The following is a 14047-nucleotide window of genomic DNA, read 5'->3' on the forward strand; positions in this document are numbered from 1 at the left end:
TCAGCAATTCCACCGATCCGACCCTCGCCGCTGAGGGAGGGCGGCTACCCTCTCTCAGCGTTCCTTTCTGACCCATTCGGCAGCGAAAGTCATAAGACAAGCAGTTCCTGTGATCGATGAAACGATTGTGAGGTGGCGGCGGCCCGTTGTGCTGATTCAACGACTACCTCAATGGAGGTGGACGATGGTCACGGGTCTTGAAGGCTTCGGACGAGGGCATGTCGGCGCGGCAAGCGGCGGCACGGTTCAGAGTAGGAGTCGACATCATCGGTCGGGCGGCGTCCATCGCGCCGCGCTGACCTTAATTGTTTCAGGCGGCTGCCATGGCTCGGTCGGCCTCGAAGGGTGCCTCGCGACGCAATATTACCCATGCAGTGCGGGCGAGCTTGTTGGCCAGCGCTACGACCACCGTGTTGCGATGCCGTCTGTCGAGCAGTTACGCAGCCACGCGCCCAGCAACGTCTGGCTTCGGGCCAGCGACGGCAAGGCCGCCCTTGCCCCATGGATCAGCAGCGTGCGCAGGTATTTGTTGCCGCGCTTGGAGATGCCGAGCAGCCTGGGTTTGCCGCCGGTGGTATGTTGCCGGGGGACGAGCCCTAGCCCATGCGCCGAGATCACGGGCGCTTGCGAAGGTCGTGCCGTCCCCTGCAGCGGCGACGACGCGCAGGCTTCGAGGCGAAGCTCACAATTGTTTTCGGTTGCATGCGGCGGCGCAGCACCACCTTCCCGTCTGCATCCAATCCCGCAACGCTGCAGCTGTTCTTGCCAAGGTCAATTCCCAGTATCATGATCGTCATGGCTCGCCCTTCTCCGGTTCCAAACACCGGCATCCTAGCCGATGCCTCAAAGGAGGGCGGCCATTCCATAAAAGTCCGCACATGCCCTGGAGCAGGATCGCCCCGACATCCTGAAGCGCCGCCGGGCCTGGTTCGACGGTCAGCTCGAACTCGATCCGGCGAAGCTCGTCTTCATCGACGAAACCGGCCTGTCCACAAAATTGGCCCGCCTACGTGGGAGGACGCCGCGCGGCGAGCGCTGCCGGGCCGGCGTGCCGCACGGCCACTGGAAAACAACTCGCTTCACCGGCGCGCTGCGGCTGACGGGCATGACCATCCTCCGCCGGCACCCTCGACCCCGCTTTGCTGGCAACAGCGGCCTGATCAGTGCCCATTCCTCGGCGTCCGGGTAGGCCGCCGATTCTGTGATCTGCCCTGGGACTGTCAGGAATCTTGTGCGTGAGGCCATGATGATGGAAGGAGAATCATCGCATGGCCATTGAGAAGGAGTACTGGATTGGTTGCTTGCCGGGCGCGACCCACAGGAGCTGTTTGCCAAGGACGGGTTGCTCGACGATCTGAAGAAGGCGCTTTCGGAGCGGGGATACTGAACGTTCGACGATCATCTTGACGAGGAGCAAGCCACAGGATTGGCGAACCGGCGCAACGGACATTCGAAGAAGACGGTTCTGACGGGCACATCGAAGCTCGAACTTTCGATCCCGCGTGACCGTGCCGGCTCCTTCGACCCGAAGTTGATCGCAAAGTATCAGCGCCGCTTTCCCGATTTCGACGCCAAGATCGTATCCATGTATGCGCGCGGCATGAGCGTGCGCGAGATCCGTGGCCACTTGGAGGAACTCTACGGCATCGACATTTCGCCGGACCTGATCTCGGCCGTCACCGACACCGTGCTTGAGGAGATCGCCGAATGGCAGAGCAGGTCGTTGGACGCCTGCTTTCCCTTGGTTTCTTCGACGCCATCCGGTCAAAATTCGCGACGAGGGCTTCGTGCGCAACAAGGCGATCTATATCGCGCTCGGCATCCTGCCCGACGGCGGCAAGGAGATATTGGGTATCTGGATCGAGCAGACTGAAGGCGCCAATTCTGGCTGCGCGTCATGAATGAGCTGAAGAACCGAGGTGTCGCCGACATCCTGATCGCCGTCGTCGAGGGCCTGAAGGGCTTTCCAGAAACGATCAACGCCGTATTCCCGCAAACGGTCGTGCAGACTTGCATTGTGCACCTGATCCGCCATTCATTGGAATTCGTGTCCTGGAAGGACCGCAAACCTGCAAGTGCGGTCATCAGGTTACAGCGGTCGCGTCGCACTGTGTTGCGTTTCGGCCGGCCTCTCCTCCACGCAACGGCCACGACCCATGTTTCGTGGCAGACCTGCCGCGCCGACCACCCCGGCAGGCACACGGGCGCTACAACCCGAGTAACCGGCCTTCGTCATACTCCTTATACGGTGACCAGACCCCACCTCCTCAACGTGAACAATATCCCACAAACTTTTGTGCGAAGTCGGACAAGGATATCGGAAACCCGACGAAATGGTCGCGCGGGCCGGGTGTCGGTGTGGACGCGTAGTACAACTCCCAACGGTGCGCCAGCGGGCACGTAACTTGCGTGGGTATGGCCGATTGCCGCAGCTCCGTCGCGGTGCCTGGTGGTGACTCATCGGTCTCGCTTTCAACGCGGGTAGACTGGCGGAGTCCTTTATTGGCCAGAGGTCGACGTGGATAGCCGGTCGGCTGGTTCGCGACCCCCGATCAGATTGGAGTGTTCAATGGCCCATCGGTATTGTGATATCCTACCCCTCACTGTCATCACTGCCCTCGAGGTATTCGAGGCATCGGCACGCCACCTTTCACTTGAGCTTGCAGCTTCCGAGCTGAACGTGACATCGGGAGAGATCAGTCGGCAGATCAAAGTCATTGAGGACGAGCTTGGTGTCCCGCTGTTTGTGAGGCCAGGAACCGACCTGGTGCTTACCAGCGCGGGCAATGACCTCTACACCGAGCTGGCAAGCATTTTTTCTAGGGCGTCCGATGTCGCCACGACCCTTAAACGCGGCGGTCGTTCGCGGACGTCACCGATGGGTTCGCGCCGATCTGGCTGACGCGCATGTGCCGTGTTTTGGAGCACAGCACGACGCTATTCCAGTCGACCATAATTTCCGAAAGTCACACGACTATCGCCACGCTGAGATAAAGCTGCGCATCCGATATGGCTTCGCCTCGTGGCCTACCGAGTGAAGCGGACCTATTGTTTGGCGATCCACCCGGCCCGCGGTCCCGCCTTCGCCCAGGAGCAACACAACGCGACGGCCAAGTGCTTGTCAGACTTCCCGGCCTGCACCTCGAATGGATCGAACCCGGCTGCGAGGATGCCACGGGTGGTTTTGCAAGCTGCCCAGGTTGATCAGCGTTGCCGGGGGGGCACGGACTGGTGCGAATTTGGTGGAAGACAGCAAGCTCGTGAGGATTACCGACCTCGAACTGGACGCCCCGGCAGAAAATTATCCGATGTAAATGATAATCGCCCCCGATTGGAGCCCGCCGCCGAAACTCTTTCCCAGCGCTATCGGCTCCACCCGGAATGCTCGGCGAAAACCAGGCCGGTGCGAGCGAAGCCGGACCGAACCTCATCTGCGGTCGGATCGGTGCGCGATCGCACAAGCGTGCAAACCGCCGATGAACTCCGGCGGCGCTGGCAGGGAGGCACTTTCACCCCTAGACGGCTCGATCACATAGCTGCAACCTCAGACCCGTTCCGTTCCAACCCCTTTGGCATAAGAGAGTATCGCCGTGAACTTAGATTGGTGCAAGGCATAGCAGCGACAAAAGGCCATCAGTATCGTTCACCAGTTGTGAATTATCTTAACTTAAAAATCACAAATTCAACATTCATTTAACGCAAATTTATGACAGGTGCACTCGAATGAAAAACAACACTGCCATACTATGAGCACGCGAATCATAAATTTGGACATTATTCAACAACGATCTGGGAGATATTCGATGCAAGATCGCGTGAATATCCTGATTATTGGCCACGGCGTGCTAGGTCGAGCGGTCCTTGATTTTCTCAGTCAAAGCGGCAGACCTTACGATCTGCACGTCGGAGCAAAAGATATGGAGCGGGCCTCTTTAAAGGTCAATCTGGCTAGGCACACGGCCTTGAACCTCGGCCACCATCCGACCATTGAGGTGGTGCCCATGGATCTCATGAACATAGAGGCTACAGCAAATCGACTGGCGGCTCTCCGTCCTGACATCATTTTCAATGCAACGACATTGCATTCATGGTGGGTGATAGCCCAATTGCCGCCCGATGCTTATCAGCAGATCGATCGAGCACGCGGCGGCGTTTGGACGCCAATGCATCTTGTTCTCGTGCGCCGCCTGATGAGAGCTGTGCGAGAAGCCGGACTTGAGAGCGCGGTCGTGAATGCATCCTACCCTGATGTAACAAATGCCGCCCTTGCAGCCGAGGGTCTCTCGCCGACGATTGGCATCGGTAACGTCGCCAATGCCGTACCGGGCATCAGGTTGGCGGCCGCGCATCTTCTGGATTGCAAACTGAAAGCGATCGACGTGCGGTTCTTTGCCCAACACTACGTCAGTTGTCGTATGCCGAGGACCGGTTCCACGGACGGTGCTCCTTACCATCTCGCCATATATCGGGAGGGCCAAAGAATTTGGCCTGAGGAAATGGGCCACGATGTGATTTTCGCGAACGTTGCCGGACGTTTTCGGCGGGTTGGAGGCCTTGAAGGGGAATCGGTGACTGCATCATCGGCAACAGCTGTTCTTCGTGCGCTGGCTGATCGCGTAGAACGTGTCGTGCATGCGCCGGGTCCATTGGGTCTCGTGGGAGGCTATCCGGTTAGGGTTGCTCCGACAGGCATTTCGATCGACCTGCCTGAAGGCTTGTCATTGGACGATGCGGTGGAGGTCAACAGGGGATGCCAGAAATACGACGGTATTGAGGCCGTGGAATGCGATGGCACGGTGCGCTTCACGGCAGAGTCGGCGGAAGTTATGCGCGAGCTGCTCGCCTACGATTGCGACGCAATGGCGTTGGACGAGTGCGAAGACCGCGCGGAAGAATTGGCAGCAAAATATGCTGAATATCGTCGTCGCTTCCAGTAGTCTGGCACCGTTAGCGCTGGCTGCCGACAAAGCCCATCGGTGGTAAAATCATCCCCGGTATGCACGACTGGCGCCGTCGGGGAACCTGCCCGACCTCAAGACCGTCATTCAACTCGGCGATGTTCTGGTCCACCGTCGCTGTCGAGCTATTGCCGCGCCGCACGAGACAGCGACGCTCGACATCGACGATACGCTTGATGTCGCTCACTGCTTCCAGCACCAGTCGCTCTTCAACGCCCATATGTGGAACGTAGGCCCCTTAGGCAAGTGCATTTTTCAGACGGCTGATAACGCGGGAGCGGTGCGGTCATTGTTCGGCCTTTCAGCGCGGTCATGTAACCGCTGGCCTCGATGAAGTCCGCGATGCGAGTGGCTGATCATTACGGCGCGCTGTGTGCGCATCGGGCGTTTTGGCCTCTCTCGCCTCGGGATTTCGTCCCATGGAATCATCGTCTGTTTCGTGCACCTCACCTCTGCCGGCTACCGCTCCGGTCAGCTCGTCCGGGTCGTTTTTCGGCTCAAGCGCTTGCCAGGCTGCTCGCCTCCGTCAGACCCCGATATGTCTCGTCTTGTTCAGCAGCGCCCAGATAATCCGCGCCATCTTGTTAGCGAGCGCGACAGCGACGACCTTGAACGGCCGTCGCGCCAGAAGCGCGGCAAGCCATTTCTGGCGCCTTGTCGTTGCCCCGTCCGTATTCGCAGGACGGTAGTCGCGCCGAGCACCAGCAGGGAACGAAGCTCCGGGTTGCTCATCTTCGATATATCTCCCAGTCCCTCCTTGCCCCCGCTCGAATAAGATTTCGGTATTAATCCGAGCCAGGCCGCAAAGTGCCGCCCGGCCTTGAACCCGCCGCGATCCGGAACAGGCGCCTTGATGGCTGCAGCCGTGATGGCGCTAACACCCGATATCGTAGCCAGTCGTCCATACACTCGTCTCGTTCGCCTCGGCAACGATTTCCCGCTCGAACTTGTCGACCTGTTCCTTCAGCGCCTCGATCTGATCGGCAAGGGCCGACAGGGCGAAGCGAGCCGCCTTCGGCAAGCGGGCGTCGGTCTCGTCGCGCACGATCTCGATCAGGCCAGCAATCTTCGCCGTGCCTGTACTGGCGCTCGATGAGTTCCTTTCAGGCTTGCGAACCGCATGGAGGGAGCGCGAAATACGACCTACTGCGAAGCCGAAACCAAAACAGAAGCGGGAACGGCGGCGTCCTGATCCATTTGCAGGGATCAGCCAAGAGCTACGTGGCTGGTTTTGAAGAAGGGCCGTGGCAAACGAATCGGGAATTGCTGGCGCGGCTGCGGTCGGAATACCCGGAGAAATATCCCAGTCTCCTTCTGCGCACGCTGCAACGTCGCGTCAAAATGGGGCGAAAGGAAAAGGCTCATGAGATGGTGTTCGGCACAACTTTGTCAGCAGCGACCTTCCAGGCAATGACAGAGTGACGGGTCGCGACCACGGGAACATCCTGGTGAGGCAACGGCAGAGTTGCTCGGGAGCACTCCTCGCTGAGGCAATACGGCGTCTCATCCTGATCGTCGCGCTATGTGTGTCGCTGCCGATCAGGCCAGCGAGGTCGTCGGACATGGAGAAGGAGACGCAGCCGCAGCGTGGTAAAGCAATCGCCGTCGGCGCGGCGCCAAGCGCGAGAGGTGACAGTGCAGCGCACGCGCTGCGGGCCCGCGCGTCAGAGGCTCCGTTGCGATCTGGTGCGCGAGCTTGTGCTGTCGGCCGAGCTGCGGTGCGCAATGCCAATCCACAGGACAGCTACACCACCCAGATCGGCAAGACCGCTTCAGCGCATTTTCTGGCGACGCCGGACACGGAGATTAGATGATCAATGACGCCGCCTAGCTGTTATGCGCGGCTGCAATCTCGCCGGTCGGATGATCGAGCGGCTGGCGGGTTCTGCGCAAAAGCCTGGGTTATGACAGAACTCGCCGTTGGAACCCTGATCGGCGGCAAAGAGTGGATGCCCCTCCCGACATCGGATATGCCAATGTGCCTTCCAGGTCGCTGACCGTGGCATCATCGGACATCTCCTTCCAGTTTGCCCCAGAACTCGAAAAGAGCATCTGAGATTGACGCGCAACACGCCCCCTGTGCGTACCGGCCCGGCACCGAGGCTAGTCTCCTGCCGGGGTGTCCTGCGGATTAATTCCAACACAACGTCATCAAGCGGAAGCTTGTGCGGTGTTGTTACCGAGCTATGTCGGCGCACTTTCGGAAGATTAAATATAGTACGACATGTATTTAAAAATCGTAATCTAATGTAATGTAAAATTCACAAAAATCAGCTTATTGCTCCTGCATTCCGCTGGTACAGTCGCTCTTGAGAATAACAGATTGTCTTTTTCTGCTACCAATCTTGGGAGTGACGATGGCTTATCGTGGAGAGCGTCGCTGCAGGTCCGGCAGCAGCCAGGTCAGGGATTGCTGACCAATCCCGCCGGGCGGATCAAGCCGAGAGGGTGGACATATGTTTCCGCTAGAGGACGTCGACGAACCTTGTGTCTAGACGCCTTCGCATGGTCAAACAACCATGCTCCCGCATAATGGCAAGGAACAGTTCGTGGCTTCAGCCGCGGCCATTGCGCGCCCATGAAGGCAGTGCCGCACCCATCTGCCCTTACACAGAGGAACTATTATGAACACCCTGGATCAGCAGACAGCACCGGAGCAAGCCGCACGAGAGCGCATGAAGGCATCGCATACCCTCGATGGTGACGCCGGTCGCTTGGCCCACCTCTATCGCGGATGGGCGAGTGCCTTCGATCTGGATCAGGCCCGCGTCGGGTACTGCGGACCGATGATCGTGGCGGAACTGGCAGGCGCCGTGCAGACGGCCTATTTGGCCGGGCAGCGAAATGCGATGGCAATCTTGGACGCTGGTTGCGGAACAGGGCTCGTCGGGGTGGAACTGGAACGCCTCGGCTTCCGGTTGATTGACGGGTTTGATCTCTCCGAAGAGATGGCCGAAAAGGCCAGGCAAACCGACGTCTACCGCCATGTCCGAGGCGATGTCGACCTTAACGGGCCGCTCTCCGACTACTCCCGCGCGAGCTATGACCTAACCGTCTGCTGCGGTGTCCTCACGCTTGGGCATGTCCGACCGGATGGGTTGCGCGAGCTGGCTCGCGTCACCCGCCCGAACGGCTTCGTCATTGCAAGCACCCGCAAGAGCTATGCGGAGACGACATCCTTTGAAGGCCAGGTGGGACGTCTGCAGGATGAGGGCGTCCTTATACTGGCACAGTGTCTAAGGAACGGCAGATACGTCGCCGAGGAGGACGCGCATTACTGGGTTTTCCGGGTGCCCGAGAAGACCAGCGCACCAGATGAGCCGAGGCGATGACGACGCTACCGCAAATCTTGCTGTCGAAACTGGCAGCCGATGCCACGCATCAAGATCATCCCGGACGGCCCGGGGGAGTTCACGCGACAGCAAGGCTAACCCGATGTCTCCAATCGCCGAAGGCCGTTAACGCTGAGGTCGCATAGCCACAATTCTCGTCCATACTGTCACCAACCAATCGCGCGGTCGCCAGTTTATCAGCAAGGTCTTGTTCCGATGTATGAGAGAACGAGCAAAGTGCATGAATAATTCTGGATTAGGATCTGCGTTCTCATAATGGCACCTTTTACTTTCATATTGGAGGCAACGTTTGGATCATGAAATTAAACGGTGATCAGAGACTTGAAGCTTATCGGCGGATGCTTCGCATTCGTCGTTTCGAAGAAGAGGGTATGCGCCAGTTCAAAGGTGACAAGATCCCTGGTTGGTTCCACTCGAGCGTGGGTCAGGAAGCCGCTGTCGTAGGGGCATGTCTCGCCCTTCGGGACGATGACGCGATGACCGGGACGCATCGTTCGCACGGCCATCCGATCGGGAAGGGTGCGCATCTGGATGAGCTCATGGCCGAGCTGATGGGAAAGGAGGGCGGCATTTGCAAGGGGCGCGGCGGTTCAATGCACGTTGCAGACAATTCGGTCGGGATCATCAGTGAATCGGGTATCGTCGGAGGAGGCATTCCTCTTGCCACAGGGTGTGCGTTCAGCGCCAAGGTGCGCGGCGTCGATCAGGTTACCCTTTGCTTCTTCGGCGATGGGGCGGTGAACCAGGGTACCTTCCATGAGAGTCTCAACATAGCGTCGCTGTGGAAGCTTCCGGTTATCTATCATTGCGAGAACAACGGCTATGCAATGACCACCTCGGTGGCGCAAAGCCACGGGCAGCCGGACATCGCGCTGCGGGCAGCGGGCTACGGCATGCCAGGGGTAACGGTTGACGGGCAGAGTGTGGGCGCCGTCTATGAAGTTGCGGCAGAGGCCGTCACGCGAGCACGTGCGGGCGAGGGCCCTACTCTGGTAGTAGCCAACACCTATCGGTTCGATGAGCACGATGTCGGCTTGGTGATTCCGGGGGAGCCTTATCGATCGGTTGAAGAAGTCGAGGCTCAAAGACGCGACCGGGATCCGATTTTGCTATATCGCACTCTGCTCCTCGATGAAGGCATAAATGAAAAGAGTCTGAGAGCAGTCGAGGACGAAGTCGTCCAAGCCGTCAAGCGAGCTGTACAATTTGCTTTGGCCAGCCCCATGCCTCGGCCCGAAACTTTAGCCGATTACATGTTCAACTCGCCCCTTGCAGGCCATCACGGCTTCGTGGCTGGGCTGGAGAGGAATTAATTCCACATGGAAATTGACGCCCAGAAACTCGACGCGATGCCCGGTACCCATATGAAGATGACGTATTTTGACGCGCTCGTGCAGGCGCAGATGGAGGAAATGGATCGTGATGAGCGCGTCGTCCTGATGGGAGAGGAGCTCTCGGTTCATGGCGGCGCCAAACTTATTGAGCGGTTTGGTAAGAACCGGATTTGGAGCATGCCGATTTCAGAAGGCAGTTTCACCGGCCTCGGAATCGGCGCTGCCATGAACGGATTGCGGCCGATCGTAGACCTCTCTGGTGCCAGCTTCGTCTATCTCGCCTCGGATCAGATCATCAACCAGGCCTCGAAATTGCGGTATATGACTGGAGGCCAGATCGACATTCCCATCGTGTTTCGTTGCTGTATGTCATCGCTGGGATCCCTGGCCGCGCAGCATGCCGACCGGCCTTATCCGCTTTTTATGAATGTGCCGGGCCTCAAGATCATCAGCCCGACCAGCGCCGCCGACATTAAGGGGCTGATGAAATCGGCCATTCGCGACGGCGATCCGGTAATGGTCTTCGAAGACACTCGCCTGTGGCCGCTCAAGGGCAATGTCCCCACAGATCCGGACCATCTGATCCCGATTGGCAAAGCGGATGTGAAGCGCGAAGGAAAAGACGTAACCCTTATCGCTATTGCCAGTGTCATTCGGCCGACGATGGAAGCTGTCGACGCGCTCGCCGAGGAAGGCGTTTCGGTCGAAGTGATCGATCTACGGACGTTGAAGCCGCTCGATCATGAGGCCATCAAAACGTCAGTCGCCAAGACCGGACGGCTTTTGATAGTTGAGAACGCGCACCGCGTCTGCAATGTCGGAAGTGAAATCGCCGCAGTGATGGCGGAGGAGGCTTTCGATCTATTGAAGCGCCCGATCCTGCGCCTGAGCGCTCCAGATATTCACGTCCCATTCAGTCCTGCCCTTGAGAAGGATTTCTTCCCGACGAAGGATCACATTCTCGCCGCCGTACGGCGGCTGCTCTGACATCCTCAAAGACTCAGCAGAATGGAAAGCAAGAATGACAATCGATATCAACCTACCCTCCAGAATGTTTCGCTCGCTGAAAAGCTTCGGAGCTGCGGTGCGGTGCGATCGAATCGTCGAAGCCAAGACAGGCACAACCACTATAGAAGTGGATGCGCCAGCGAGCGGTATTTTTGACGAGAAATCGTTGCGCCGCAAGGCGAGACCGTCGAGATCAAACGGTCATTGAACGATTTGTAGGCTGATGTCCCGCTCGTTTACCGAGGTCTAACTGACCCCGTTGCGGAAAGCCATAGCCGGTCGGAGGCAATCCCGACCTTAATTGCTGGATGACGAATACTGCGATCCGGCGCAACAATTATTTTTCCGATGCAATCATTGGTTTGCTAGTCTCTCATGTTCGCTGTCAAGGCTGAAGGCGAGAGGGAACAACTGCTGTTGCGCGAGTGTGCAAAGCAGTCGGATTGGATGGAACTGCACAGGGTCGGGGTGGAGCTCAGAGACAACGGTTGATCAGACTCTCATCCGCGGGTTGGATACCGCCTTCCGTGTCTTCGTCTCGGGGCTTTCCTCGGTCTACAGGGCGGGCGTCGGGCGGATTGGCTCGGCCACATAACTAGCGACGGGAGTTCCCCGCGGTGGCCCCACCGCCGGTCCTGTGCGTCGAGACTCGTATATGACGGTTCGACCTCCTGCCCAATGGCCCACAGGAAGGCGGCCATCTCGCGCGCGATCGCGGCCACGACCACCGTGGCTTCTTGCCGGCGGCGTTGAGGCGACGACAGCGAGCGCAGAGCCGGACCTGCGCCGATCGAGGACGCGGCTCAGCGGCTACGCGGCTTGGACGAGCAGCTGAGCGCCGTCGTGCCCACCTGGTCCATGACGCGGGTCGTCGAGGGCCTATCAGGCGATGCGCGGTGCCTCGTTCCTGGTCGCAGTGATCTTCGCGGCCGAGATCGGGGATGTGCGCCGCTTCGATACACCGCCACAGTTGATGGCCTTCCTCGGCCTGGTGCCGGGGGAGCGTTCGACCGGCGACACGGTCCGCAGATCGAGCCTTACACTCGCCGGCAATCGTCGCGCCCGCCGCGCCTTGGTCGAAGCGGCATGGACTTACCGCTATCCCGCCAGGGTTAGCGAGGCCCTGAGGGTCCGGCTCGAGGGGTTACCCAAAGCTGTCCGCGACATCGCCTGGAAACGTCGATCTTCTCCTGGAACACGATCTGCTGCGTCGGATGCTCGAAGCTCTGGCGAGCAAGGCAGCGCCGGTGCGCCAATGTCCAATGACCGCCGCCCTCGTAGATCCGATCATGGCGCAGAAGGAAGGAGAGCAGCTGCTGGCCTTTGCGGCGCAGGTCGTCGGCTCCGGATTCCCGAGCCCGGACCAGATCGCGGACGCCTCGTGGGACTACGTCCGGCACCGACACTCCGGTCAGTTCGCCCGCCCGATGCAGCCGCCAGAGTGACCGCGTCCCATCGGTTCGTCTTGATGCGCTCGCCCGACCGCTTCGGAATCAGGGCGGGCGCAACCACCATGCAGTCGTGACCAAGATCGCGGACCTGACGGCAAAGTCCGTAACCAGTCGGTCCGGCCTCGAAGCAGACGTGCAGTCGATTCAGCAGAACCATAGAGTCCAGTTCGTCACGGCGACCACGCTCGTGGCGATGCTGGCCAAGGCCTATGACGACGGTTCACTCGAAAAGCAGCTGACGACCCTGTCGCGGCCGAAACTGTTGATCTTCCAGAACTCGGCTATCTCCCGTTCGCAGCCAATGCCGAACATTTGTTCTTCCAGCTAGTGTCGCGGCGTTATGAGCGAGAGATCGATCCTGATCACCTCCAACCGCTCGGTGGGCGAATGGGGCAGCGGTCCCAGGCAACCATCGTCGTGGCCCGCCTTTCGCCGTGGCCGCATGCTGGTGAACGCGGACACAGGAGCTATCGATCATGATGATCTCGCCGTCGAAAGCCTTGGAAACAGCCGCCAGCAGCCGATCCCAGAGCCCTGCTTTGTGCCATCGCACGAACCGGTTATAGCAGGTGGTGTAGGGGCCGTAGCGTTCCGGCACATCGGCCCAGGGCGACCCGGTTCGGAAACGCCACAGGATGCCGTTGAGAACCTTGCGGTCATCAACCCGCGCTACGCCACGAGCATTGTTGGGCAGATGCGGCTGGATCAGAGGGCCGATCGCAACATCTGGCTCGAAACCGTCACCGACGCGCAATGCACTTACACGCTTGGTAAATTTGTCGGCGAATTCATCATACACCCTGGACTGCACGTAAAGCCGATTGGCTGAAACGCAGGTCTGGTCGCATTCCGAAACTTTGCCTGTACCGTACCATCGACGGCGGCATCGACATCTGCATCATCAAAAGACGATGAAAGGGGCGTTGCCACCGAGTTCGAAGCTGGTTCTTGATCTGGTCTGAACACTGCCTCATGAGCAGCCGCCCCGACCTCGGTCGACCCAGTGAAGCTGATCTTGCGAACCTTGGGGTTTGAGCAAAGTTCGCGGCCAACCGCGTTACTTTCCGATGCGTGGATCAAGTTGAGAACGCCATCGGGAAAACCTGCCATCCGGGCAGGTGTGAACATAGACCGGCGACGAGCGGTGGCGCGTGCTCCATTAACATAACACCAATTTCCAGGACTTCATCGGAATACCGGCCGCTGCCCATGGTGAACAGTAGCGGAGGGACACCTGGCCTTGGCCGAGTATTTTGAACGCTGGACCCTGCTGCCGGTCGATGCAGCGGTAAGGTTCTTAGCGACTGGACGGAGATTCGGACAGGTTATGTGGGAGTCCGAGAGCTTCCAAAGTCATGGGCGTGCAGCCTCAACAACGACGAGGAGATCCTTGGCATCGATCTGGTCGCCGGCCTTGACCAGCACCTCGGCTATGGTGCCGTCGCGTTCGGCATGCAACGCTGTTTCCATCTTCATCGCTTCGATCGACAGCAGCACGTCGCCGGCCTTCACCGCCTGGCCGGCAGCGACCGCAAGCGCCGAGACGACGCCAGGCATCGGCGCGCCGACATGCGCCTCATTGCCCGGCTCCGCCTTGCGCCGTGCCTTGGCAGCGGACGCGCCATGCGCCCGGTCCGGCACCTTCACCCGGCGCGGCTGCCCGTTGAGCTCGAAGAACACGGTGACCATGCCCTTTTCGTCGACATCGCCCATGGCAAGGCAGCGCACCACCAGCGTCTTGCCTTTTTCGATATCGACGAAAATCTCGTCTTCCGGCTTCATGCCGTAGAAATAGGTCGGCGTCGGCAGCACGCTGACCGGCCCGTAGGTCTCCTGCGCGGCGGCAAAATCGGAAAACACCTTCGGATACATCAGCCACGACGCGAACTCGAACTCGCTGAGCTTGCGCTCGAGCTTTTCCTCGACCTCCGCGCGACTGGCCT

The 14047-nt window shown here is 59.3% G+C and carries 12 protein-coding genes and 10 pseudogenes; 13 read left to right on the forward strand and 9 right to left on the reverse strand.

The window, feature by feature from the left end:
• Positions 1-310 precede the first annotated feature (310 nt).
• Positions 311-658: pseudogene (locus tag NKH93_RS33480) on the reverse strand (transposase); the annotation flags it as partial.
• Positions 615-797, reverse strand: coding sequence for a hypothetical protein (locus NKH93_RS33485; protein ID WP_352976143.1), 183 nt, complete (start codon positions 795-797; stop codon positions 615-617). The gene NKH93_RS33485 and the pseudogene NKH93_RS33480, both read right to left, overlap by 44 nt.
• A gap of 71 nt (positions 798-868) precedes the next feature.
• Between NKH93_RS33485 and NKH93_RS33490 the strand changes: the two are divergent.
• From NKH93_RS33490 to NKH93_RS33510, 6 genes and pseudogenes are all read left to right on the forward strand, one after another.
• A pseudogene (locus NKH93_RS33490) lies at positions 869-1111 on the forward strand (IS630 family transposase); the annotation flags it as partial.
• Positions 1112-1426: 315 nt separating this feature from the next.
• Complete coding sequence (locus NKH93_RS34465; protein ID WP_502896546.1) at positions 1427-1873, forward strand: transposase; 447 nt, start codon at positions 1427-1429, stop codon at positions 1871-1873.
• Positions 1788-2404 (forward strand): annotated as a pseudogene (locus tag NKH93_RS34470) (transposase). The gene NKH93_RS34465 and the pseudogene NKH93_RS34470 overlap by 86 nt, the downstream one beginning before the upstream one ends.
• A 165-nt stretch (positions 2405-2569) precedes the next feature.
• The gene (locus NKH93_RS33500; RefSeq protein ID WP_352976150.1) at positions 2570-2902 is read left to right on the forward strand and encodes a LysR family transcriptional regulator; all 333 of its coding nucleotides are present in this window, start codon (positions 2570-2572) and stop codon (positions 2900-2902) included.
• 901 nt (positions 2903-3803) lie between these two features.
• The gene (locus NKH93_RS33505) at positions 3804-4937 is read left to right on the forward strand and encodes a hypothetical protein (protein ID WP_352976155.1); all 1134 of its coding nucleotides are present in this window, start codon (positions 3804-3806) and stop codon (positions 4935-4937) included.
• Between the two features lie 82 nt (positions 4938-5019).
• Positions 5020-5178, forward strand: a pseudogene (locus tag NKH93_RS33510) (IS1380 family transposase); the annotation flags it as partial.
• 332 nt (positions 5179-5510) lie between these two features.
• On the opposite strand, the gene NKH93_RS33515 reads toward NKH93_RS33510, so the two are convergent.
• Both NKH93_RS33515 and NKH93_RS33520 read right to left on the reverse strand, forming a co-directional pair.
• A complete protein-coding gene (locus NKH93_RS33515) occupies positions 5511-5867 on the reverse strand; it encodes a transposase (protein ID WP_352976159.1) in 357 nt (118 codons plus the stop codon).
• The gene (locus tag NKH93_RS33520; RefSeq protein ID WP_352976163.1) at positions 5833-6003 is read right to left on the reverse strand and encodes a hypothetical protein; all 171 of its coding nucleotides are present in this window, start codon (positions 6001-6003) and stop codon (positions 5833-5835) included. Before NKH93_RS33520 ends, NKH93_RS33515 begins: the two co-directional genes overlap by 35 nt.
• A gap of 176 nt (positions 6004-6179) precedes the next feature.
• Here NKH93_RS33520 and NKH93_RS33525 point away from each other — a divergent pair, with 176 nt between their 5' ends.
• The 5 genes from NKH93_RS33525 to NKH93_RS33545 all read left to right on the forward strand — a co-directional run bounded on the left by NKH93_RS33525 (position 6180) and on the right by NKH93_RS33545 (position 10861).
• A complete protein-coding gene (locus NKH93_RS33525) occupies positions 6180-6380 on the forward strand; it encodes a hypothetical protein (protein WP_352976171.1) in 201 nt (66 codons plus the stop codon).
• A 1202-nt stretch (positions 6381-7582) separates the two neighbouring features.
• A complete protein-coding gene (locus tag NKH93_RS33530; RefSeq protein WP_352976176.1) occupies positions 7583-8290 on the forward strand; it encodes a class I SAM-dependent DNA methyltransferase in 708 nt (235 codons plus the stop codon).
• 317 nt (positions 8291-8607) lie between these two features.
• Positions 8608-9624, forward strand: a complete 1017-nt coding sequence (locus NKH93_RS33535; protein WP_352976179.1) for a thiamine pyrophosphate-dependent dehydrogenase E1 component subunit alpha — start codon at positions 8608-8610, stop codon at positions 9622-9624.
• 6 nt (positions 9625-9630) lie between these two features.
• Positions 9631-10632, forward strand: a complete 1002-nt coding sequence (locus NKH93_RS33540) for an alpha-ketoacid dehydrogenase subunit beta (RefSeq protein ID WP_352976186.1) — start codon at positions 9631-9633, stop codon at positions 10630-10632.
• A 34-nt stretch (positions 10633-10666) separates the two neighbouring features.
• A complete protein-coding gene (locus NKH93_RS33545) occupies positions 10667-10861 on the forward strand; it encodes a hypothetical protein (protein WP_352976191.1) in 195 nt (64 codons plus the stop codon).
• A 448-nt stretch (positions 10862-11309) separates the two neighbouring features.
• Here the strand turns inward: NKH93_RS33545 and NKH93_RS33550 are convergent.
• Positions 11310-11440 (reverse strand): annotated as a pseudogene (locus NKH93_RS33550) (IS110 family transposase); the annotation flags it as partial.
• 2 nt (positions 11441-11442) lie between these two features.
• On the opposite strand from NKH93_RS33550, the pseudogene NKH93_RS33555 reads away from it, so the two are divergent.
• Positions 11443-11830 (forward strand): annotated as a pseudogene (locus tag NKH93_RS33555) (transposase); the annotation flags it as partial.
• A 4-nt stretch (positions 11831-11834) separates the two neighbouring features.
• On the opposite strand, the pseudogene NKH93_RS33560 reads toward NKH93_RS33555, so the two are convergent.
• Positions 11835-12249 (reverse strand): annotated as a pseudogene (locus NKH93_RS33560) (transposase); the annotation flags it as partial.
• On the opposite strand from NKH93_RS33560, the pseudogene NKH93_RS33565 reads away from it, so the two are divergent.
• A pseudogene (locus NKH93_RS33565) lies at positions 12241-12501 on the forward strand (ATP-binding protein); the annotation flags it as partial. The pseudogenes NKH93_RS33560 and NKH93_RS33565 sit on opposite strands and share 9 nt — an antisense overlap.
• A gap of 24 nt (positions 12502-12525) precedes the next feature.
• Here NKH93_RS33565 and NKH93_RS33570 read toward each other — a convergent pair.
• The 3 genes and pseudogenes from NKH93_RS33570 to NKH93_RS33580 all read right to left on the reverse strand — a co-directional run.
• A pseudogene (locus NKH93_RS33570) lies at positions 12526-12822 on the reverse strand (IS5 family transposase); the annotation flags it as partial.
• 36 nt (positions 12823-12858) lie between these two features.
• Positions 12859-13232, reverse strand: a pseudogene (locus tag NKH93_RS33575) (aldehyde dehydrogenase family protein); the annotation flags it as partial.
• A 225-nt stretch (positions 13233-13457) separates the two neighbouring features.
• Positions 13458-14047: biotin/lipoyl-containing protein (locus tag NKH93_RS33580; RefSeq protein WP_352976196.1), on the reverse strand; the 590-nt coding region annotated here is incomplete at its 5' end.

This window comes from Mesorhizobium sp. M0954, from assembly GCF_040319155.1.
In the GTDB taxonomy this organism is placed as follows: Bacteria; Pseudomonadota; Alphaproteobacteria; order Rhizobiales; family Rhizobiaceae; genus Mesorhizobium.